Here is a 23,190-nt window from a genome sequence, read left to right on the forward strand (position 1 = left end):
ACCGCATCCTTAATAATGAAGTGAGTATTCGTATGGAACTACAAGGCATTTGCCATAAAATGCATGCAGGTCTTAAAGACCTTAGTGTAACTGATCAACATACACACAAGGCAAATGTTGAGTATAAATTTATTCTAGATCGCTCAGAAGTTGATCTACCGTTTAGCCTTGGCCAAGAAATTGAAATTGAAGCCACTGGAAATATCTACTGCATTTCTTGCGGCGCAAAAACGCCTAAATCGTATTCACAAGGTCATTGCTTCAAATGCATGAAGACTAAGGCATCTTGTGATATGTGCATTATGAAGCCTGAAACCTGTCATTATCATCTCGGGACTTGCCGTGAAGATGATTTTGCCCATGAAGTTTGCTTTCAACCGCATATTGTCTATTTAGCCAATTCGAGTGCCTTAAAAGTGGGGATTACCCGCTTGGGTCAAATGCCTACACGTTGGCTAGACCAAGGTGCGACGCAAGCTTTGCCTATTATGAAAGTTGGTTCACGTCGTTTATCTGGTCAGCTTGAAGTCATGTTTGGTACGCAAGTGGCCGATAAAACCGATTGGCGTAAATTGCTCAAAGGTGAAGCAGAACCGATCAACCTGATCGAAATTCGCGACCAATTGGTAGAAGAATTCGCACCAAAAATTCAGACCATTCGTGAAGAATTTAGCCAAAATTTAGAGTTTAATGAAACCGTTGAACTGCTAGAAGATGAGTTGCCACGCCAATTTATCTACCCGGTAGATGAATATCCTGAAAAAATCAAATCGCATAATTTGGACAAAACACCGATTATTCGAGGAAAATTACAAGGGATTAAAGGTCAGTATCTGATTTTGGATACCGGTGTGATTAATATTCGAAAATACACTGGCTATGAAATTAAAGTACGTACTTAAATCGACTCAAAGTATCTAATTAAGTTTAAAAAAGCGAGATATTTCTCGCTTTTTTACACCTACTCTACCAATCTGATTCATTGAACAGTTGAAAGAAACTTTAAATATGGCAACGCCATTAACTGCTCCGCTTCTAAGATTGGCATATGACCAACATGGTCTAAAATCAGAGGCTTTTCGGCTTTTTTAAATAAGCGTCTCAGTTCTTCTGCTACTTCAACATTGATAATCTGATCTTGCTTCCCCCAGATAATAAACACAGGTGCATCAATGCCTCGTGCAGCCAAAGCAAAGGACTCTGGCGTATACAAGGTGGCCATTTTTTGCAGTTGCTCCACCATTTTATTGGTTTGTTTAGACTGAACGATCATCAACTTTTCTTGCCCAATTTTTAATTCTTGTGGAATAAAAGGCGGAGATTGCATCACGATCTTCATCACGCGATCAAAATCACCAGTTTTTCTGACCACTAGCTCTGCAAGCTTTGCCGTATCTTTTAGATACGCTGTATTGCTCGACTTAAAGACACCTGCTGAATCCACCAACAATAAAGATTTCACTTCTAAGGGATACTGAGCGCTATAGAGCATGGCAATTGCACCACCCATCGAATGCCCTGCGATATGTAAATTTGGATCTAACTTTGCAGCATCTATAAATCGTCGTAATTTTTCAGTTAAATTAGGAATTGATAGATCAAATTGATCTGCGACAATAGTTTCTCCATGTGCTGGCAGATCTGGAATAATGACATGATAATTGGGCGTTAAATAACGGGCAACTCGGTTCCAATTATCACGCGTGCCTGACAAACCATGCAGCAACAGTAGCGTCGGTTTTCGTGGATCTCCTCCTTCACTGTATGTCCATTCGATTTCATTATTTTTGACTTTTTTACTACTCAAGCCCGCCCAAGCTCTTTCCTGCTCTAAAACTTTTTGAAAGTTTAGTTCTGCAGCTTGAATACTACTGGCAACGCAAATCGTTAGTAGCATCTGTATCATGTGTTTAAAATAATGATCCATCCATCGCAATAACGGGTTCTTTAAACGTTTACATTGAGGCATATACAGAGATATCATCCACTTAATCCTTTGTCGTGATGAGTTATTTTTTTCATATTATTTTTGAGAACACCAATCTACGATGCTAGAGTCAATATTTCATTTGCCAAATCTTTTAAATAAAAATTATATCTGTCAATTTAAACCAAAAAAAACCAGCTCGGAAGCTGGTTCATATTTCTAAGCAAGCCAATCAGACGGTGTCAGTGGAGCTTCAATGAGTAAGCTTGGATATTCAAGCGCAGGAAGTATAGCGGGCGGATTTGAAACGTCGCTGCCCAATGCGATCAAATCCTGTTCATCGGTGTGCAATACAATTGGGACTTCATTCGCATCCTGTAAAAGCGTATCTAGATTGATCACAGATTGAATCGGCTCAATTTGACTGTCATTTTGGTTTTCACTTTGCTCATCACTTGCCAATAAAATCTCTGTAAGTTCAACAGATGATTCAGGTTGTGCAAGAAACAGTTTAGCTATTGAGATTTCAGGCGATTGAACACCACGACTGTCCTCCGCCACGATTGTTGCAAAGCCACCATTTTGAATCGGGTTATCCATCGACCAAAAACCACTTTCATTGGCATACGTCACGTACTCTTGACCATTGGCTGTAACAATGATTTTAGCCTGTTGAAATGCATTGCCTTCGAGTTTTTCAGTATTTAGCGTCACTTCTGGCGCCGGCAGTAGATAGCTTGGATTTTCAGGCGAGGTCTGAATAAATGGAAATACCAAGCCAATCGCAGGAGATTGCTGACCAAATTGATCTTCCACAACAATCATCAACATGCCACCATTTGCCACTGGATTTTCTATTGACCAATCACCATTTTCATCGACCTGAATACGATAGACCGCTTGATCCGACTAAATCACAACAGTCGTATTTGGTGCGGCAGTACCTGATATCACCGCGCCAGACTCTAAAATCGTAACAGCTTGCGGTAAAATGATTTGCGCTGTATGCAACGCCTCAGAACGATTACCGTCCTGATCAATTGCCACAACACTTATTGCACCTGTGGTCGTTAAAGGATTGAGCATCGACCAATCGCCATTTACATCAGCAACTGTTATAAACTCTTGCTCACCATAGGTCACAACCACCGTATTTCCTGCATCAGCTTTACCAACCAAATATTCGCCTTTTTCAATTATTTCCGGCATCTTGGGTAGCACACTTGGCTCTGCAATTGGAGCAATCATTATTGCCTCTGAGCGTAAGCCATGATGATTTACCGCATAAATTGTGGCAACTCCACCATCCTTCAGTGGATTATCAATCTGCCGATGTCCTTGTTTATCCACTTTGACCCGTGTAACAGTTTCACCGACTGAAATGATCACCCATGTTTTTGGCTCTGCCGTGCCAGTTATAAGATCATCTAGTCCAGTCACTTCTGGTGTTGAGGGAATATGCTGATGCTGTGTTTTCCCCTGAATCAGCAACTGCTTTATTTCAACTTGTCCCAAAATGTTTTTTAAAATACCGTTTAAATCTCTCATCTTTTGCATAACACCCTCAAATCACATCATTATATTTATTTGGGAAAATGCCTTCCCAAACTCAATTTAAGAGAATTATTTAAATAGTCAATTTTATTTAATCTTTGTTTTTAAAAGTTTTTCTTAAAGTGTGATGCATTAAACTTAAACATAAAAAAACCAGCTCGAAAGCTGGTTTTTTTTAAAGCTGCCTTAATTATTTAATTTTGGCATGATCTTTTAGATAACGTGTGTAGTCATCAAATTCTTGTTGACCACGAAGCTGTTGATAAAGTTTTGTTAACTCATCTAACTGCTCACCCGTTAATGCCGCATCAGATTGTTTGTTCACTGCAGTCACAGCAACCACAACCAATTCATTTGGTAGATTAGTCGTAGTAACAGACCAATGACCTGCTTTCGGCGCTTTTACACTAAATGCAGCACGTTGAATTTCGCGTTTTAACAAACCATCCGCACGAGTGAATGTACCCGCATTTTCAAAGTTTAAACTGCCTTTTGCAACTGAAGCAGCAGGTTTTGCAGCAAACTCTTTTAATGTCGCTTGAATCTGGGCTTTTGCAGCATCAGACGCTTTCTTTTCAATCAACTGAGTTTTCACATGCGCTTTCGCTTCAGCTAAGGTTTGAACACCCGCAGCATGATAGTTACGCACTTTCACCCAAACCACATCACCGTTTTTCAACTGAATGCTCGATGAAACATTACGTTCACCATTTTTAACATCATCGTTAAACAATTTAACTTTGACGTTTGCATCACTTAAAACTGGATGTTGCGATGCTAATGTTAAGCCATTCAATGATTGTACTTTTACGCCTTTCACTTCTTGAACCACGACATCAAGGGCATCACTGCTCACGACCATGTCATTGAGGCTGTTTACAGTGTCAGAAAAAACATTGGCTTTTTTCGAAGCAGCAACTTCAGCTTGTAGACGTGCTTTTTCTTGTTCAAATGAAGCCACTTTTACAGCTGGTGCCACTTTTTCGATCAAGTGATAACCACTGTCTGTTTTCACTGGAGCAGTCACTTGACCAGCTAGAGCACCTTCAACTGCAGCATCAAACGCATCACCAAACACACCTTTTTCATAAGCAACCAGTTCACCACCTTTTGCTTTAGATTCCGGATCTTCAGAGAATTGCGCTGCAGCTTGGTCAAAGCTTAAACCCGCTTTAATTTTAGCTTGAACACTTTCAGCCAGTTTTTTAGCTTCGACATCTGAACGACTGTCTGCAGTGATCATGATGTGCTTAACGAGTGGTTTAACTGACTTCTGTGCATTCTCAACAAAGCTGTTATACGCTTCTTTCAATTCAGCATCAGTTGCAGCTTCTACAGGTGCAGTAATATTGGCAGGTGTTAATACGACAAAATCTGCATCAATACTGGTTGCTTGCTTAAATTTGTTTTTATGCTGCTCATAATAAGCGGCAATTTCGGCATCAGATACTTTTACATTTTTCTTGTAATTTTCAAGATTAATGCTCGCCAACTGAATACTACGTTGTTCCGTTTGTAAGTTCGCAATTTGCAAGATATCAAGCTTACTCACCAATGCATATTCCATAAATGTTGTAGACAACATTTTTAAAGCATGGTCTTTACGTAAGTTATCAATGAATGTGCGGTTCGTCATACCAATCGATTCGAGGTATCTCCCAAACGCTTCATCTGAAAATTGACCATTGACTTGGAAGCTTGGCTGCTGATGAATCATTTGCACAATTTGTGCATCACTCAAGCTAATGCCTAATTTATCAGCTTGTTGCAATAACAATTGGCGTGAAACCAAAGTATCCATCGCTTTATTGCTAATGAAATTTTGATTCAATAATGTTTCATCACCCTGAGCATATGCCAGATATTGTTCTTTTAATGAGTTCGTCAGTGCTTCGAGTTCTTTTTGAGAAATTTCAGTACCGTTTACAGTCTTTGCTGCATCTTTAGATCCACCACTAAAATATCCTTCAATACCTACAAGTGCTAAAGGGGTCAAAAATAAAACGAGCAAGACCTTGCCCAGCCAACCCTTAATGACTTTACGAAACGATTCCATAAGTATTCCAATATTTTATTTGCGGTGAATTTTAACCGAAAACCCGAGATGAATGAATGCGATATATCAATTAATCACATTTACCAATAAAAAACGCGCCAAATAATGGCGCGTCTCATGTGCTTAATAAGATTAAGCTACAGAATCTTTCAAGCCTTTACCAGCTTTGAAGCTAGGAACTTTGCTTGCTTTGATTTCTAAAGTCGCACCAGTTTGTGGGTTGCGACCAGTACGTGCAGCGCGTTCTTTAACGCTGAAAGTACCGAAACCAACTAAAGTAACTGTATCACCAGCTTTTAATGCATTGGTAACTGCAGCAATTGTAGCATCTAAAGCTTTACCGGCATCGGCCTTAGATAATCCCCCATTTTCGGCAATTGCATCAATTAATTCTGATTTATTCATGAAAATTACGTCCTCTTAATATCGTTTATTTAAGGTTCAAGAATTTGTATAAAACGCCATAACGCCTTTATAGCAATGCTTTAGGGTTAAACGCAATACTCCTCAACCTCTTTTTATAGAATTTTTTGACGAAAAAAACCTTGAAAATTCGATAATAGTAAAAAAGTTAGTGTTTTTTTAGTATTTCGGACCTCAGTTGGGCATTTTCTTCGGCCAATTGGTCAACTTTAGTATGTAATTGAAGTATAAGCCTTTCTAAGTGCTGTAAATCCTTTACAGTCACCAATCCTAAACGGTTTAAAGAATGATTAACACCATTATCTAAAATTTTTTCTACTTTATCTTTCGTATCAGTTACAGATTCTTTGGCTTTTTCTGAAACTTTTTCGACAGTTTGATCTGCAATATCAATCGTTTTGGACTCAAGCTCCTCTCCAACTTTGACTAAAGAGTCAAAAAGCTTATTTCCTTCGCCTTCTGCACGTGAAAAAGCACCTAATCCAGCCAACCAAATCTGTTTGGTATATTTGCGAAAATCCATTTTAGAGCGCCGATCAGAATGACTACGTACCCGAGGTTTAACCTGCTTTCCTGATGTTTCTTGCACATCGTCAATTATGCTTTCTGTATTTTCCATAATCCGCACTTCTCCTGATTATTTTATGTGCACAGCAACATGTGATTCTTCATTTTAACAACATAATAGCAAACATATGACTTGATAGATTGATTAAACTGTTCTACAAAGCTGGTGAATTACCAACTTTTTGGTATATTCTAAGTTCCTCTAGAGCAGGATGCTCAGTTTCCAGTGCTTTCAGATTTTAACAAGGACATTTTTTTTATGAGTGATACGCAACAAACACAAGCTCAACCACATTTGTTGCTTACTATGACCCTGATTGTTTTAGAAACGATTTTTACTTTCATTTTAAAACATGACCGTGTTGTAGCATTACAAGCTAAAAAATTTGTTGATCAAAAAGTCGCACTGAAAATAAATAGCTACATCCCTTATTTTGACTTTTATGTTCAGTTTACTGAGCACGGTATTCTGTTCGACACGAAATCTCCAGATAAAGCCATCGACCTTGATGTCCGCACGACATTAATGGATTTGGTGAAAATTTTTGTATTTGGTAATCGTAAAAGCATCAAAACCATGCGGATCGATGGTGATGTGGTTCTGAAAGATGAATTTCGCGATCTGGTTTCATTATTTAGTGTGCCGAAAATTTTATCTGACTGGAAACACTGGCTGTCTGAACCTGTCGAAGAAAACGATATCGTTGCGTCTAAAAAACGTATTGCCCCACTTTTAGAAAAAATTGAACAGCAACGCTCTAAAATCAACACACTGCAAGTTGAAGTTAAACAATACAAAAACCGTATTAAGCGTATCGAACGCCGTCAAAAGCGGATTAATATCGCTTTTAGTCTAATATCTGTTCTTTTAATAACGTTATTAGTGTATAATGTGTGGTTCAAATAAATACATAATTTTTCAGACAAAATAAAACAAATAAACAATCTCAAAAAAACTTGACTATTTTAGTCAGGATTCATAAAATCTGCACATCTAGACTTAACATGTGTATCGAATCATGCGCTTAACAACTCGCGGTCGCTACGCAGTGACTGCTCTACTTGATCTAGCTTTGCAGCCAACTGAACAAACGATCACTCTTGCAGAAATTGCAGCTCGTCAAACCATTTCAGTGGCCTATCTTGAGCAGTTATTTGCAAAATTAAAGCGTCACGGCTTAGTTTCCAGCATCCGTGGAGCAAACGGTGGTTATCACCTTGCTCGTAGTGCTGAAGACATCACTGTTTTGGAAATTATTGAAGCTGTAAATGAAACAGTTGATGCAACCCGTTGTGACCACAAAGGCAACTGCCAAAATGGTGCAATGTGCTTGACTCATGATTTATGGCAGGAACTCTCCCACCACATTGCCGATTATCTTGCAAAAATCACCCTTGCTGACCTTGTAGCACGCGATAACGTTCAAACCGTATCTATTCGTCAAAATTCAGCAAACTTTGATTCAGCCCTTTTATCGGTTACAGGTATTTGACATGAAGCGTCCTATTTATCTTGACTATGCAGCAACTACACCTGTAGACCCTCAAGTCGCAGAACGTATGATGGAATGTCTAACGTTTGACGGTACTTTTGGTAATGCAGCTTCTCGTTCTCATGCTTACGGCTGGCAGGCAGAAGAAAAAGTAGAATATGCACGTGAACAAGTTGCTAATCTAGTAAAAGCTGATCCACGCGAAATCGTTTGGACTTCTGGTGCAACTGAATCTGACAACCTTGCGCTTAAAGGTATTGCTCAGTTCTATGCATCTAAAGGCAAGCACATTATTACAAGTAAAATTGAACATAAAGCAATTCTTGATACTTGCCGCGAGCTTGAAGAAGAAGGCTTCGAAATTACTTATCTTGAGCCAGAAGCAAAAACAGGTTTAATTACACCTGAAATGGTTCAAGCTGCCCTTCGTCCAGATACGATTCTTGTATCTTTGATGATGGTGAACAATGAAATCGGTACAACTACAGATGTAGCTGCAATCGGTGAATTGACTCGTGCAAACAAAACTTATTTCCACGTAGATGCTGCGCAAGCTGCAGGTAAAGTAGAAATTGATCTTTCAACAATGAAAGTTGATTTGATGAGCTTCTCTGGCCACAAAATCTATGGTCCTAAAGGTATTGGTGCTCTTTATGTACGTCGTCAACCACGTGTACGTATTAAAGCGCAAATGCACGGTGGCGGTCATGAACGTGGTATGCGTTCAGGTACGCTAGCGACTCACCAAATCGTGGGTATGGGCGAAGCGTTCGAACTTGCAGGTAAAAACCTTCATGCCGAACAAACTCGTATTCGTGTACTTCGTGACAAACTTTGGAATGGCTTGCAAGGTCTTGAACAAGTCTTCCTGAACGGTCACCCAGAATACAACGTTGCAAACTATCTAAACGTCAGCTTTAACTTTGTTGAAGGTGAATCGTTAATGATGGCACTTAAGGATTGCGCAGTATCTTCTGGTTCTGCATGTACATCAGCAACTTTAGAGCCATCTTATGTACTTCGTGCATTGGGTCTTTCAGATGAATTGGCTCATAGCTCGATTCGTTTCAGCTTTGGTAAATACACCACTGAAGCCGATATTGACCATGTACTTGAAATTACCAAAGCAGCAGTTGAAAAACTACGTGATCTTTCACCGCTTTGGGATATGTACAAAGAAGGTATCGACCTTAATTCTGTAGAATGGGCTGAACACTAATTCATCCCGGTGAGATAGCTTTTATTTTAAGGCTATCTCATTGATTAACGTAATTTCACCCCCATATTAATCTTAAGGCTGACCCCGAGGTTTGGAGAAGCGTCATGGCTTATAGCGAAAAAGTAATTGATCATTACGAAAACCCTCGTAATGTTGGTGTTTTAGACAAAAATGCAGAAAACGTTGGTACAGGTATGGTCGGTGCACCAGCTTGTGGCGATGTTATGCGTCTACAGATCCAAGTTGATGACAACGGCGTAATTGAAGAAGCTCGCTTCAAAACTTACGGTTGTGGTTCAGCAATTGCATCTAGCTCATTAGTAACAGAGTGGCTAAAAGGCAAAACTCTTGATGAAGCTCAAGCAATTAAGAACATTGATATTGCAACTGAACTTGCACTTCCACCAGTAAAAGTACACTGCTCTGTACTTGCTGAAGATGCAATCAAAGCTGCTGTAGAAGACTACCGTAGCAAGAAAGTAAAAGCTTAATTGTTTACGTGTTTTAAAAAAGATTAACGGAGTTTTCATGATTCATTTAACTGAAAATGCTGCAACTCATATCAGCAATTACATCAAGAATCGCGGTAAGGGTGAAGGCATTCGCGTTGGCGTGAAAACTTCTGGCTGTTCTGGTTTAGCTTATGTACTTGAGTTTGTCGATGATATTGACACGCATGACCAAGTATTCGATCAGTTTGGCGTAAAAGTATTCGTTGACCCAAAAAGCTTAGTTTATCTCGAAGGTATGGAGATGGACTATGTGAAAAATGGATTAAACGAAGGTTTTGAATTTAATAACCCAAATAAAAAAGGCGAATGTGGCTGCGGCGAATCGTTTACGGTTTAAGCCTTTTCCACACTCCTTTTTCGCATTAAAACAGTGTAAAATTCACTGTTTTAATTGCATTTAAAGCAACACTTTTTGCACCTCTATTGCGGACACCATCTCCCATGAATCATTTTGAGTTGTTTAACTTACCTGTAGCACTCGATATTGATTTAGCAGTTTTAAAATCTGAATTTTTAAAGTTGCAGCAACAATATCATCCAGATAAAGCCGAAGACAAAGATCTAGCCCTGATTAAATCCAGTGAGATTAATCAAGCATTTAAAGCTTTATCCAATGTTGATAGCCGCGCTGCATATCTATTAAGTCTCAAAAAACAAGATTATCACCTTGATCAATCAATTAGTGATTTTGAGTTCCTACAAGATGCCTTAGAAATTCGTGAACAGTTAGATGAGGCAGGCTCTGCTGATGACCTCACTTCACTTAAAACTGAAGTTCAGCAATGGATTGACGGTTTGGTTCGTGAATTCAAGATTGATTATGACGACGAAGACTGGGCTGAAGCACGTGATACCGTACGTAAATTACGCTTCTTCCAAAAAGTAATGGCTGACATCGATAAAGCTGAAGATCGCTTCTTAGACGACGATAGCTTTGATTTAGACGATGATTTTTAATTTATTTTTTATATTTGACGTTCAAAGGATGTAACACACATGGCTCTCTTGCAAATTGCAGAACCTGGTCAATCAAGTGCGCCGCATGAACACCGCATCGCAATTGGTATCGATCTTGGGACTACACACTCTTTAGTAGCCACGGTACTTTCTGGTAAAGCGAAAGTGCTTAACGATGAACATGGTCGTGTGTTACTCCCTTCTATTGCACACTATGACGAATCCACTACGCAATATGGTGACGACGCAAAGGCATTCTTAACGACTGATCCTAAAAACACCATCGTTTCTGTAAAACGCTTTATGGGTCGCTCTAAAGCAGATATCAAATTCCAACACCCGTACAACTTAGTCGGTGAAGCGAATGAAATGCCTGCTTTTGAAACTGCACAAGGTCGTAAAACACCCGTTGAAATTTCTGCAGAAATTTTAAAACAGCTTAAAGACCTTGCAGAAAGCAGCTTAAACAATCCAGTAAATGGTGCTGTCATTACTGTACCTGCCTATTTTGATGAAGCACAGCGTCAAGCAACGCGTGATGCAGCGCAGCTTGCAGGTTTAAATGTACTACGTCTATTAAATGAACCGACTGCTGCGGCAGTAGCTTATGGCTTAGACCAAGACACCAATCTTGCACATGATCAAAACTATGTGATCTATGATTTAGGTGGCGGCACCTTTGACGTTTCAATTTTACGTTTCTCTCAAGGTGTTTTTGAAGTTCTAGCAACTGGTGGCCACACGGCGCTTGGTGGTGATGACTTAGACCGTCTGATTGTAAAATGGGCAAAAAAACAACTGAACATTGAAACTTTAGATGATGCTGAATATGCGCATTTCATTGTTTCTGCACGTAAAGCAAAAGAAGCTCTAACCGAGGCTAAATCTGTAGAGCTTAAAGTTCTTGATCAATCATTGACTTTAGACCGCCCTACTTTTGAATCAATCATCAAAGTTGCTTTGGATAAAACCATCAGCGTTTGTAAACGTGTCATGCGTGATGCCAAGCTTGAGCTCAGCGATATTCAAAATGTGGTATTGGTCGGTGGTTCTACCCGCTCGTATGCTGTACAAAAAGCCGTTCAAGATGTCTTCAATCAAGAACCTCTTTGCACCATCAACCCTGATGAAGTTGTTGCCATTGGCGCGTCGATTACAGCGAACCAACTTATTGGTAACTCTAAAGATGGTTCACTGCTTTTAGACGTCACGCCGCTTTCTTTAGGTTTAGAAACCATGGGCGGTTTGGTTGAGCGCCTTATTTCGCGTAACACAGCCATTCCTGTGGCGCGTCGCCAAGAATTCACAACCTATCAAGATGGTCAAACAGCGATGTTGATTCATGTTGTACAAGGTGAGCGTGATTTGGTTGAACATTGCCGTAGTCTAGGTCGTTTTGTACTTCGTGGTATTCCACCGATGACTGCAGGTCAAGCACGTATCGAAGTGACTTTCCAAGTTGACGCAGATGGTTTATTGACGGTGTCAGCCAAAGAAACCACTTCTGGTGTGCATGCTCAAATTGACATCAAACCTTCTTATGGTTTATCTGATGCCGACACTGAACGCTTACTGATTGATGGTTATAAGTTTGCTGAAGAAGACAAAAACTTACGCCATCTTCAAGAAACCAAAGTGGAAGCAAAACGTGAACTTGAAGCACTTGATCAAGCACTTAAAGTGGATGCTCAACTTCTCAGCCAAGAGCAACAAAGTTCCCTCACCTCTGCACGCACAGTTTTAGATGCTGCACTTGAAACGACAGATATCAAAGCTATTGAACATGCTGTAGAACAGCTTAAAATACATAGCGATGCATTTGCTGCAGCTCGTATGAATCAGCACATTGATGCCGCACTGAAAGGCACAAAACTCGATGACTGGTCAAACTCAAATTAATTTATAGGTCAAGATTATGCCACGTATTAAAGTACTGCCTCACGCAACAATCTGCCCAAACGGCGCTGAGTTTGAAGTCGAAGCAAATGCTAACCTTTGTGAAAGCATGTTAAAAAACGGCATCAAAATTGAACATGCATGTGATATGTCTAAAGCATGCACCACTTGCCATGTGGTTGTACGTAAAGGTTTTGATGGTCTAGATGAAATGGATGATGTCGAAGCAGATCTTCTCGATCGTGCTTGGGGATTAGAACCAGACTCTCGTCTGTCATGCCAAGTAAAAATTGAAGATGAAGATTTGGAAATTGAAATTCCCAAATACACCATCAACCATGCTTCAGAAAATCATTAATTTATAGATAATTTTCTATAATCAAAAAGCCAGTTCATCGTAACTGGCTTTTTTATGGATAAATTTATTTAATATTTCAAAAATAAGAAATTTTTATAAAAGCATGAACTGAGTTATTGTTAAAATTTTACGTGATACGATTAGATCTAATTTTTACAATGTATATGTGAAATTAAGAGTGAGATTCAGTTTTTTTGACTTCTTCAATAACTTCATCTTCTAAATTCAGTTTGACGATACCAGCAGAGTTAGTCATTTTTTGCTGTGTTTGTAGGCGTTGAATCATGCGTTCTAAAACATGTATTAGTTCAGGATATTCAAAGTTTTGTACTTCATCTAAGTTCAACAATAGATTAAAGCCTTTATATTCGTAGTCAAACCACCGCTGATAATCTGTTTTCTGAGAGGTGTATTTTTCCATCACTTGCCAAGTACGTACTGGGCCTTTGATGCCTTTTAAGAAGATCGGTGCTTTGGGTGCACATAAATAGTCATTTTTCACTAAATGATGCGTATCGTCTGAAATCAAAATTTCGTCGACTTCGGCAGCACTCTGTAATCTTGCAGCCAAGTTGGCATCACGACCCACGATGGTATAAGCCATACGGTGAGCCGCACCATAGTTCCCAACGTGGCAATACCCTGTAGAAATACCCATACGAATGTGTAGCGGCGGATAACCCATTTTAATCCAGCGTTCACGCAGCAACTTCATTTGCTGACGCATGACCATTGCCATCTCTAAACAGGTTTTTGCGTCTTGCTCTACGCCTTGGCTATGTGGATCACCAAAGAAGATTAGAATTGCATCACCCATAAATTTATCGACAGTCGCTTCATACTGTTTGGCAATCTCAGTCATATGACTCAAATAGTCATTGAGTAGAAATGCTAAATCGTCTGGGATTAATGTTTCAGAAAGTTCTGTGAACCCTTGAATATCTGAAAAGAAAATCGTGAGTTTTTTACGTTTATATTCGATTTTAGCTTCAGACTCACCTTTCATAATCGATTGCCAAAGTTGCATAGGCGCATAACGACTCAATTGATTGGCGAATTCCATATAACGATTCATCTGATCATAATAGTGGTTCTTTTTATTGCTCAAAGACTGAACTTGGGTGTGTTGATAAAATGTCCCCACACTGAAATAGGTAATGAGGCATAAAAAGCCAAGAACGGTTAATTCACTGCTGGTTGACTCAAAATATTCTTGAAAACCAAAGACATAAATATTACATAAATAAAATACAGTGACGCCTACAATCCCGGCCAAGGACATCATTAAGAAATTAATTTTGTTATAAATGGTTGTATATAGCAGCGCAAAGACCGCAAGAAAAGTTAAAACAAGGCTTAAATGTACTGCAGACATTAGTACAGCAATTACTATGATATCGATCAGAAAAAGCACATTACGCTTAACTTGATTGCTATATCGATAAATTAACCAATGAGAAAACTTAGGAACGACTAAAATCAGAAAAAATAAAAATGCAGGAATATAGATTTGATATTGCGTATCTGGCTGAGTGTAATGATAGACAATAATCACCAAAGACAGCATGATATATCCCATCAAACGATGAAAATATTCAAACTGTTTAGGCTCTTTGCTGATTAAATTGTCTAACGGCACTCGATCGCCCCCATACGGACACTCATTCTTCTACTATCCTGATATTGTCCGTAAATCGGGATTAGTCCATACGCCAATCGAAAGGCATATCACCTTGACCACGTAGTGCAAGCATTAGTGTTTGGCGCATGTGTGCCAAGACATCATTGTTATAAGGAACTGCTGGCGTACCCCAAACTGGTTTCGGCCAAGCCACATCATTTTGATAACGAACAACATGATGAAAATGTAATTGTGGAACCATATTACCCAATGCAGCTACATTCATTTTGTCTGCACGGAATACACGTGACAATTGGCTTGATAACCAGCTTGATTCACGTAAAAACTGCTCTTGGTCTGCCTGACTTAATTCATAAAGCTCTGTAATTCCCGGAACACGTGGAATCAAAATAAGCCACGGGAATTGCATATCATTCATCAAACGACATGTTGACAGAGGAAAGTCGCCTACATAAAACGTATCTTGAGCAAGTTGTGGATGTAAACTAAACATATCTTTATAAATGATGCAAAATTAGAATGATGGCTAATACTATCACATCCTTATGGGTGTGAATATTCTGTACAGAACGTTTCATTACAAATAAACTGCATTTGAATAAAACGTTGCGTGCTTATGACTCTAATAAATTTTTCAAAAAAATCAAGCGTTTCTTCTATATAAAAAACACTCATGAAAATCTACTCATTCTAAACAAGCAATTTATACGCCAAATCTATTGATTTGGCGCCAATTCCTTCAGCAAACTGTCTAATAAGTCATTTATAAATTGAATGCGTTTGTCATATTCTTCGAGCATGACCATCACTTTTAGACGCTGTCCACCTTCCATTCGGAAGAAAGTCGGATGCTTTTGCATCATTTGAATGATCGATATGGCTTGAACTGGTGTATCTGGCGAGAACTCAATACTGCCGCCATGTGAGCTGATATCAATTTTTGTGATACCCAATTGTTCCGCTTTTAAACGCAACTGATGGACAGAGAATAATTGCTTGACTGCTTGCGGCGGCAAGCCGAAACGATCAATTAACTCCATACGAATGTTATCGAGTTTCTCTTGAGTATCCGTATTACTAATGCGTTTATAGAACAATAACCGTTGATGTACATCACCTAAATAATCATCTGGAATTAAGGCTGGCATGTGCATGCTAATTTCAGCCGTTAATGACAATGGAGAGTCAAAGTTAGGCGTTTTACCTTTTTGAATGGCTTTGGTGGCTTTTTCAAGCATTTCCATATACAGGCTATAACCGATGGTTTGCATTGAGCCACTTTGCTGTTCACCCAGCAACTCACCTGCGCCACGAATTTCTAAGTCTTCTGTAGCCAACATGAAGCCCGCACCCAAAGTCGATGCACGAGAAATGGCATCTAGGCGTTTTTCAGCATCACCCTTTAAGCCTTTGAGCGAAGGTACAAGTAAATAGGCGTATGCTTGATGGTGCGATCGACCGACACGACCACGTAATTGGTGCAACTGCGCAAGTCCCAGTTTATCTGCACGCTCAATCAAAATGGTATTGGCGTTTGGCACGTCAATCCCAGTTTCAATAATGGTTGAACACACCAGCACGTTATATTCTTTGTGATAGAACTGCTGCATGATTTGCTCTAGCTCACGCTCACGCATTTGACCATGTGCTACCGCAACTCGGGCTTCAGGAACCAATTCACGTAGAGTTTCTGCCGTACGTTCAATGGTCTCGACTTCATTGTGTAAGAAATACACTTGCCCGCCACGTAATAGTTCACGCAAGATGGCTTCTTTAATCGAATCCCCAGTGTGTTCTTGCACAAAAGTTTTCACAGCAAGACGACGGGCAGGTGGCGTTGCAATAATAGATAGATCACGCATACCACTAAAAGCCATATTCAGCGTACGTGGAATAGGCGTTGCAGTTAGCGTTAGCATATCAACATCGGCACGTAAGGCTTTAATTCTCTCTTTATCACGTACACCAAAACGGTGCTCTTCATCCACGATCATGAGGCCGAGATTTTTAAATTGCACACTTTCCTGCAAGATTTTATGTGTGCCAATCACAATATCCACTTTGCCTTCTGCGAGGTCTTCAATGGTTTTGGTATGTGATTTTGATGAACCAAAGCGTGAAAGGACTTCAATACGTACAGGCCAGTCCGCAAAACGGTCTTTGAAAGACTCGTAGTGCTGCTGCGCCAACAACGTGGTTGGCACAAGTACAGCCACTTGTTTGTTATTTTGTACTGCCACAAATGCAGCACGCATGGCCACTTCTGTTTTACCAAAACCGACATCACCACAAACCAAGCGATCCATCGGCTTCGCTTGTTGCATGTCATACAGTGTCGCTTCAATAGCATTGGCTTGGTCTAAAGTTTCTTCATAGGCGAAGCCACTGGCAAACTGCATATACAGACTTTGATCCAGTTCAAATCCATAACCCGGCTTCGAGTGACGACGGGCTTGAATATGTAAAAGTTCTGCCGCCACATCATGGATCTGCTCTAAAGCCTTGCGTTTGGCTTTAGACCATGCATCTGTGCCCAATTTATGTAATGGTGCTAGATCTGGGTCACCACCACTGTATCGGCTAATTAAATGCAGGTTTGTTACAGGGACATACACCTTAGCTGCATCGGCATAGTCTAACTGCAAAAACTCATGGTCTTGGTCATCGATACTCAAGGTAATTAAACCTGCATATCGCCCCACACCATAATCAATATGAACCACAGGTGCGCCAATACTTAGCTCGGTTAAACTACGAACAAGAAACTCTTCTGATACTTCCTGTTGGCGTTTACGACGACGTTGAACCACACGGTGTTCATAAAGCTGATTTTCAGAAATTACACTGAGTTTGTCAGTTAGCAATAAACCACGATCTAAGGGCGCATTGGTGATCGCAATCGCATGCATAGAATGCATAAAATCATCAAAACTTTCGACCGTTGAGATATCACCCAAACTTGGACGCAATGCATCTTTTAAAGTTTCACGTCGACCAGCGCTTTCAGCCACCAAAAGCACTGGATAATTTGCCGCATCTATATATTGCTTAACCGCAGAAAATGGCTTTTCACGTTTTGGATCGACAGGTAAACGGGGTGGAATCTCAGCAGTAAGATTGATCACGCCATTACGTTCATCAAAAGCCTCAGGTGAAGCCACGATACGACGGCAGAGATTTAATTGTTCTAACACTTGATTTGGTTGTAGGAAAATCTGCTCTGGCGGCAAAATCGGTTGGTCGACATTATTACGGCGGTCTTCATAACGACGCACAATATCCGACCAAAACTGAATCAATGTGTCATCAATAGCTTTATCTGTAATGACAATGCCACTCTCTGGTAAGTACGAAAATAGCGTACTTTGCTCTCTCATGGCTTGTTCAGAGAAGAACAACGGAAAATAAAACTCAATACCCGGTGAAGCTATACCGTCTTGTACATCTTGATAAATTGGGTTTTTCTTTGGATTTGCCGTCGGAAAATTTTCCGCATATCGATCACGAAACAGTGAACGCGCTTCTTTTAATGGAAATTCTTTTGCAGGTAAAACCGTAAAATGATCTAAATTTTGGGTGGTTCGCTGAGTTTCAGGATCAAAGAATTTGAGGGTATCGATTTCATCATCAAATAAGTCAATACGAATTGGTGAACTTTGCCCCGAAGCGTAAATATCCATGATGCTGCCGCGTACTGCAAATTCACCATGATCATAAACGGTGTCCACTAAGTGATAGCCCGCTTGTACTAATCTTAATTTTTGTTGTTCGATATCAAATTTTTGACCCACTTTAATATCAAAGTGTTCACCTAATACCCAAGATGCCGGTGCAACTCGCTGCGCTAAAGTTGTTGCTGAAACCAACAACACACCTTGCTGTGGCATATTGGACAAAATCGCCAAGCGTTCAGAAACAATGTCTTGATGTGGCGATAGTCGGTCATAAGGTAAAATTTCCCAATCTGGGAAAATAGTCGGCTTGATTCCGTAAAATTCCAGCTCACTTTCTAACTGCCCGAGATGCTGATTATTACGTGCAACAATCACAAACAACTGTTTCGATTGTTTGCTAATTTCTTTAAATAATAATGCAGCAGATGAGCCTTGTAAGTTTCCGACCCACCGCTTTTCGCCAGCTTTAAGCTGTTTAAGATTGAGTTGTGAAATTTCTTGCTGGAACATGATGTAAATAGCTTTTAATGTTTTAACCACTTGGTGATCATATTAACACGATGCTTTTTACATTCCGAGATTTAAGCAACTATATACAGTGTTTTAACCAATATGAATTTGCGATTGTATTTTCTATTGATGTGTACCATTAACGCACCCATCAAACTCAAATGCAGCACTCTATTCACTTACTTACGATCACGGATGAATTGACGATAATAATCATTCAATAGTTTGACATAAAGTTTAAACTGCAAAAGATTTTCTTCAGTATTGCCTAATCTTGCAACAAAACGTTTATTTGCAATTTCCAAGTCTATTTTTTCATTGATAATCATTGCAGTTGCATAGAGCTGTTTTAAATCATCGAAATTTGTCATTTTTCTATTCGACAGATATTCCATACGTTCAGACAATGTATTTAAAACTACGCCTTCAATGATATAGCCCTGAGTTTCATCATATTGAATGTGGTGTTGTTCTAAGTAAAGTTGCTCAGGCGACTCTTTAGCGCCTTTGAATAAATCGACTAACTTATTAAACATCTGACTATCTACAACATGATAAAAAACCTATTGTACTTCGATTACGTCCTTTTTGGGGCAAGTTAAAGCTGTTCTGACTTTATCTATGCGCTAAATTTTTCATCCAAACGTTCATGGCTATATATAGAAAAATAATAGCTATCTTCAGTTTCTATAAAGCTCTAATCTCAACACAATACTTTCTTTTAGAAATTAAGTTCCTATTAGAGACTTAATACATCACTGCCATCAGATTAGTTCTCTAGCTTTACCACTGATTTCTTCAAATAAAAAACGAAGGATTAACCTTCGTCATTTACTCTTCATTTACTATTTAAGAGTCTTAAATAAGCATTTAACTCACTTGAGCCAGTGGCATACTAAATGGTGTCACTTCAGAAACTAAATTTTCAATCGAGAAAATTTCATCTAATTGACTTTCAGTTAACAGCTCTTGCTCTAAAACCACTTGGCGAATGGTTTTATTTTCGGCAATACATTGCTTACCGATTTCATCACATTTTGCATGACCTAAATATGGATCGAGTAAGGTCACGATTCCTACACTACGCATCACAGCATCAAAACATGCTTGCTCATTTGCCTGAATCCCTTGAATGCATTTGCTGTCTAATGTTTTTACGGCATTCACCAAAAGCTCAATCGATTCATTCATGGACAATGCAATCACCGGCTCCATGACATTTAATTGTAATTGCCCTGCTTCTGCGGCTAAAGTGATGGTTAAATCATTCCCCATTACTCGAAATGCAATTTGGTTGACCACTTCTGGGATCACGGGATTGACCTTTGCAGGCATGATCGACGAACCTGCTTGTAACTCAGGTAATCGAATTTCCGCTAAACCTGTACGTGGCCCAGAACTTAAAAGACGTAAGTCATTACAAATTTTAGAAAGTTTGACAGCTAAACGTTTTAAGCAACTCGATAATAAAATAAATACGCCACAATCGCTGGTTGCTTCGACATAGTCTTCTGCACCTTGCAATTTTAGACCGGTCAAATGAGCTAGATTTTCAACGGCCTTGGCCGCATAACCTGCAGGAGAATTCACGCCAGTACCAATTGCTGTCGCACCTAAATTAATTTCCAATAAAAGCTGTCGATTTTGCTCAATCAACTTCAAATCTTCTTTTAATAATGTTGCAAATGCACGGAACTCTTGCCCCAAAGTCATCGGAACTGCATCTTGTAACTGTGTACGCCCCATTTTGATGACATGTTTAAACTCATCAGCTTTAATATGTAAGCTTCCAATTAGCTGATTTAAAACCACAAATAAAGCATCAAAAGCGCTAAATGTTGCTAGACGCAGCGCTGTTGGATAGACATCATTAGTCGATTGTGACTTATTAACATGATCGTTTGGATGAATCCGTTGATAACTGCCTTTAGCATCTCCGAGCGACTCAAGGGCAATATTGGCAATGACTTCATTGGCATTCATGTTAATAGAAGTGCCTGCTCCACCTTGATAAATATCAATTGGAAATGCAGGCTGCCAATGTTCTGGATGATCAATCAATGCATCGCAGGCCTGCTGAATCGCTTGGCGAATATCATCTTGTATTAAGTTAAATTGATAATTGGTTTCTGCTGACGCTTTTTTTACCTGAGCAATAGCGCGTACAAAGTTTAAATTTTGTCCGACATGCTGCTTTGATATTTGAAAGTTTTCGATGGCACGCAATGTATGTATACCGTAATAACATGACTGCGGGACTGCTTTATCCCCCAATAAATCATGCTCTATTCTCGTTTTTTCCATTTGAACCGTTGTCACAGCGCATTCCCTCTAATTACGCACCAAGACTGTGCATACCTCATATTCGACCTGTTCAAATCATCTCACTACAGATGATGTGATGCACATTTGCAACCAAATATTTCAAATGCACATTTCTTGTTCACCATGTAACATTGTGTAATTTTTACCTAATTTCATTAGTTCTCTTTTTGTGATGAAAAGTCTTAAGTAGATTTATATTTCAAAATTTAAATTCCCTTCTGTACAACATTTCAGCAGCACAATAAAAAAATTCGATTTGTAATAAGAAAAAATAGTATTTACACAAAATATACATAAAATATGCTTAAAGGTTACAGAGTGTAATTTTTAAATCGTGCTTGAATCTGCGATTTACGACAGAAGTACAAATTTTCATCTAGGACAGAGATGATTTGCTTTCATTAAGGATGAACCGCCTATGAGCCATTTAAACCCGACATTAGTCACCTTTATTTTTTATATTCTTGCAATGCTTGCCATTGGTTTGTGTGCCTACAAAGCTACGCATAACTTTGACGAATACATTTTAGGTGGACGAAGTTTAGGAAGTGTTGTGACTGCACTTTCAGCAGGTGCATCCGACATGAGTGGTTGGCTACTCATGGGTCTCCCTGGTGCAATTTATCTATCTGGTCTTTCCGAAGCTTGGATTGCAATCGGCTTAATTATCGGTGCTTGGTTGAACTGGTTGATCGTTGCTGGTCGCTTGCGTGTTCATACCGAATATCAAAATAATGCCCTGACCCTGCCCGATTATTTCACGAGCCGTTTTGCAGACCGTAAAAAGATTTTACGTATCATTTCAGCTGTAGTGATTTTAGTGTTCTTTGCGATTTACTGTGCTTCTGGCATGGTGGCTGGCGCACGACTTTTCGAAAGTTTATTCGGTTGGAACTACACAACAGCACTGTGGATTGGTGCCATTGCAACCATCAGTTATGTCTGTATTGGTGGATTCTTAGCGATCAGTTGGACCGATACTTTCCAAGCGGGTCTGATGATCTTTGCACTGCTGATCACACCGATCATTGCCTACCTTGCTTTAGGTGATAACAGTCAAAATCTTGCTGCTATTTTGGAAACAGCTCGCCCACAAGCTTCTAATTTATTTGAAGGCTTAAGTACAGTTGCGATTTTATCCAGCATGGCGTGGGGCTTAGGCTATTTTGGTCAGCCGCATATTTTGGTTCGCTTTATGGCAGCCGATTCTGTTAAATCCATTCCGAATGCACGTCGCATTGGTATGACATGGATGATCCTATGTCTAGGCGGTGCTGTAGCAGCCGGTTATATCGGTATTGCTTACTTCCAAGTTCACCCAGAACTGGCAAGCGTCGTTAATGCCAACCCTGAAACGGTATTTATGGAATTGACTAAAATTCTATTCAATCCGTGGATTGCAGGGATTATTTTAGCCGCAATTTTAGCTGCGGTGATGAGCACACTCAGCTGCCAGTTATTGGTGTGTTCAACCACCTTGACGGAAGATTTGTACAAAGGTTTTATTCGTAAAAACGCATCGCAAAAAGAATTGGTTTGGATTGGACGTGCGATGGTCTTGGCAATTGCCGTATTTGCAATCACCTTTGCAATGAACCCTGCAAGTAAAGTTTTAGGCTTAGTAGCTTATGCATGGGCAGGTTTCGGAGCTGCATTTGGCCCACTGATTATTCTTTCATTGCTGTGGAAACGTATGACGCTTAACGGAGCAATCATTGGCATGATCGTGGGTGCTGTGACTGTCATCGTGTGGAAAAACTACTTAGGCCACCTTGGTTTATACGAAATCATTCCAGGCTTTATTTTCTCTGCGATCAGTATCGTTGTGGTGAGCTTATTGAGCAAAGCACCAGAAGCGGATGTGGTTGAACGCTTTGAAAAAGCCGAAGCGCAATATCAAAAAGAAATGTCTAAAATCTAAAATTTCTGACACTAAAAAAGGGGCTAAATGCCACTGCTGTCCCACAATTTTTCACAAGAGGAAGCTCATTTGAGCTTCCTCTTGTTTTATGGGTATTTTATCGGGTGAAAATAAAGCTTTTAAAGTTCTTCTTTCAAACAAATTCACTTGAATTAT

General features: G+C 39.6%; 21 protein-coding genes. 10 read left to right on the plus strand and 11 right to left on the minus strand.

Going from position 1 to position 23,190, the window contains the following annotated elements; genetic code table 11:
* Positions 1-32 precede the first annotated feature (32 nt).
* Positions 33-902 (plus strand): DUF2797 domain-containing protein, encoded by an 870-nt coding sequence (locus FTT94_RS11900; protein WP_078189198.1) that lies wholly within the window; start codon positions 33-35, stop codon positions 900-902.
* 77 nt (positions 903-979) lie between these two features.
* Here the strand turns inward: FTT94_RS11900 and FTT94_RS11905 are convergent, their stop codons facing one another.
* From FTT94_RS11905 to FTT94_RS11930, 6 genes are all read right to left on the minus strand, one after another.
* On the minus strand, positions 980-1,897 hold the full coding sequence (locus tag FTT94_RS11905; protein WP_373684066.1) for an alpha/beta fold hydrolase: 918 nt from the start codon (positions 1,895-1,897) through the stop codon (positions 980-982).
* A gap of 249 nt (positions 1,898-2,146) precedes the next feature.
* The gene (locus tag FTT94_RS11910; RefSeq protein WP_180022148.1) at positions 2,147-2,758 is read right to left on the minus strand and encodes a hypothetical protein; all 612 of its coding nucleotides are present in this window, start codon (positions 2,756-2,758) and stop codon (positions 2,147-2,149) included.
* Positions 2,759-2,836: 78 nt separating this feature from the next.
* Positions 2,837-3,484, minus strand: coding sequence for an Ig-like domain-containing protein (locus FTT94_RS11915; protein ID WP_180109198.1), 648 nt, complete (start codon positions 3,482-3,484; stop codon positions 2,837-2,839).
* Between the two features lie 187 nt (positions 3,485-3,671).
* Positions 3,672-5,537, minus strand: coding sequence for a SurA N-terminal domain-containing protein (locus tag FTT94_RS11920; protein ID WP_180170852.1), 1,866 nt, complete (start codon positions 5,535-5,537; stop codon positions 3,672-3,674).
* A gap of 132 nt (positions 5,538-5,669) precedes the next feature.
* On the minus strand, positions 5,670-5,942 hold the full coding sequence (locus tag FTT94_RS11925; RefSeq protein ID WP_078188662.1) for an HU family DNA-binding protein: 273 nt from the start codon (positions 5,940-5,942) through the stop codon (positions 5,670-5,672).
* Between the two features lie 166 nt (positions 5,943-6,108).
* The gene (locus tag FTT94_RS11930; RefSeq protein WP_180170853.1) at positions 6,109-6,579 is read right to left on the minus strand and encodes a phasin family protein; all 471 of its coding nucleotides are present in this window, start codon (positions 6,577-6,579) and stop codon (positions 6,109-6,111) included.
* A gap of 207 nt (positions 6,580-6,786) precedes the next feature.
* On the opposite strand from FTT94_RS11930, the gene FTT94_RS11935 reads away from it, so the two are divergent.
* The 8 genes from FTT94_RS11935 to fdx all read left to right on the plus strand — a co-directional run bounded on the left by FTT94_RS11935 (position 6,787) and on the right by fdx (position 12,962).
* Complete coding sequence (locus FTT94_RS11935; protein ID WP_078188664.1) at positions 6,787-7,434, plus strand: hypothetical protein; 648 nt, start codon at positions 6,787-6,789, stop codon at positions 7,432-7,434.
* Positions 7,435-7,546: 112 nt separating this feature from the next.
* Positions 7,547-8,020: an Rrf2 family transcriptional regulator gene (locus tag FTT94_RS11940; protein WP_078188665.1), complete on the plus strand. Its 474-nt coding sequence runs from the start codon at positions 7,547-7,549 to the stop codon at positions 8,018-8,020.
* Position 8,021: 1 nt separating this feature from the next.
* Complete coding sequence (locus tag FTT94_RS11945; protein WP_078188666.1) at positions 8,022-9,239, plus strand: IscS subfamily cysteine desulfurase; 1,218 nt, start codon at positions 8,022-8,024, stop codon at positions 9,237-9,239.
* A gap of 104 nt (positions 9,240-9,343) precedes the next feature.
* Positions 9,344-9,730 (plus strand): Fe-S cluster assembly scaffold IscU, encoded by a 387-nt coding sequence (gene iscU / locus FTT94_RS11950; RefSeq protein WP_078188667.1) that lies wholly within the window; start codon positions 9,344-9,346, stop codon positions 9,728-9,730.
* 37 nt (positions 9,731-9,767) lie between these two features.
* Complete coding sequence (gene iscA / locus FTT94_RS11955; RefSeq protein WP_078188668.1) at positions 9,768-10,088, plus strand: iron-sulfur cluster assembly protein IscA; 321 nt, start codon at positions 9,768-9,770, stop codon at positions 10,086-10,088.
* Between the two features lie 104 nt (positions 10,089-10,192).
* Positions 10,193-10,708 carry a Fe-S protein assembly co-chaperone HscB gene (gene hscB / locus FTT94_RS11960; RefSeq protein ID WP_078188669.1) on the plus strand — a complete coding sequence of 172 codons (516 nt, stop codon included), beginning with the start codon at positions 10,193-10,195 and terminating at the stop codon, positions 10,706-10,708.
* Between the two features lie 39 nt (positions 10,709-10,747).
* The gene (hscA, locus tag FTT94_RS11965) at positions 10,748-12,607 is read left to right on the plus strand and encodes a Fe-S protein assembly chaperone HscA (RefSeq protein WP_180170854.1); all 1,860 of its coding nucleotides are present in this window, start codon (positions 10,748-10,750) and stop codon (positions 12,605-12,607) included.
* A gap of 16 nt (positions 12,608-12,623) precedes the next feature.
* Positions 12,624-12,962 (plus strand): ISC system 2Fe-2S type ferredoxin, encoded by a 339-nt coding sequence (gene fdx, locus FTT94_RS11970; protein WP_078188671.1) that lies wholly within the window; start codon positions 12,624-12,626, stop codon positions 12,960-12,962.
* Positions 12,963-13,134: 172 nt separating this feature from the next.
* On the opposite strand, the gene FTT94_RS11975 is transcribed toward fdx, so the two are convergent.
* From FTT94_RS11975 to aspA, 5 genes are all read right to left on the minus strand, one after another.
* Entirely contained in the window at positions 13,135-14,601 is a 1,467-nt protein-coding gene (locus FTT94_RS11975; protein ID WP_180090038.1) for an adenylate/guanylate cyclase domain-containing protein, read from the minus strand.
* 61 nt (positions 14,602-14,662) lie between these two features.
* Positions 14,663-15,097, minus strand: a complete 435-nt coding sequence (locus FTT94_RS11980; protein ID WP_067762788.1) for an HIT domain-containing protein — start codon at positions 15,095-15,097, stop codon at positions 14,663-14,665.
* Between the two features lie 223 nt (positions 15,098-15,320).
* Entirely contained in the window at positions 15,321-18,788 is a 3,468-nt protein-coding gene (gene mfd / locus FTT94_RS11985) for a transcription-repair coupling factor (protein ID WP_180170857.1), read from the minus strand.
* A 179-nt stretch (positions 18,789-18,967) separates the two neighbouring features.
* Positions 18,968-19,324, minus strand: a complete 357-nt coding sequence (locus tag FTT94_RS11990; RefSeq protein ID WP_180010120.1) for a hypothetical protein — start codon at positions 19,322-19,324, stop codon at positions 18,968-18,970.
* 334 nt (positions 19,325-19,658) lie between these two features.
* Complete coding sequence (gene aspA / locus FTT94_RS11995; RefSeq protein WP_180170855.1) at positions 19,659-21,107, minus strand: aspartate ammonia-lyase; 1,449 nt, start codon at positions 21,105-21,107, stop codon at positions 19,659-19,661.
* A 424-nt stretch (positions 21,108-21,531) separates the two neighbouring features.
* Here aspA and putP point away from each other — a divergent pair, with 424 nt between their 5' ends.
* Positions 21,532-23,034 carry a sodium/proline symporter PutP gene (gene putP / locus FTT94_RS12000; RefSeq protein ID WP_180170856.1) on the plus strand — a complete coding sequence of 501 codons (1,503 nt, stop codon included), beginning with the start codon at positions 21,532-21,534 and terminating at the stop codon, positions 23,032-23,034.
* Positions 23,035-23,190: the final 156 nt, after the last annotated feature.

Source organism: Acinetobacter sp. YH12027 (assembly GCF_013420085.1).
GTDB lineage: Bacteria > Pseudomonadota > Gammaproteobacteria > Pseudomonadales > Moraxellaceae > Acinetobacter > Acinetobacter amyesii.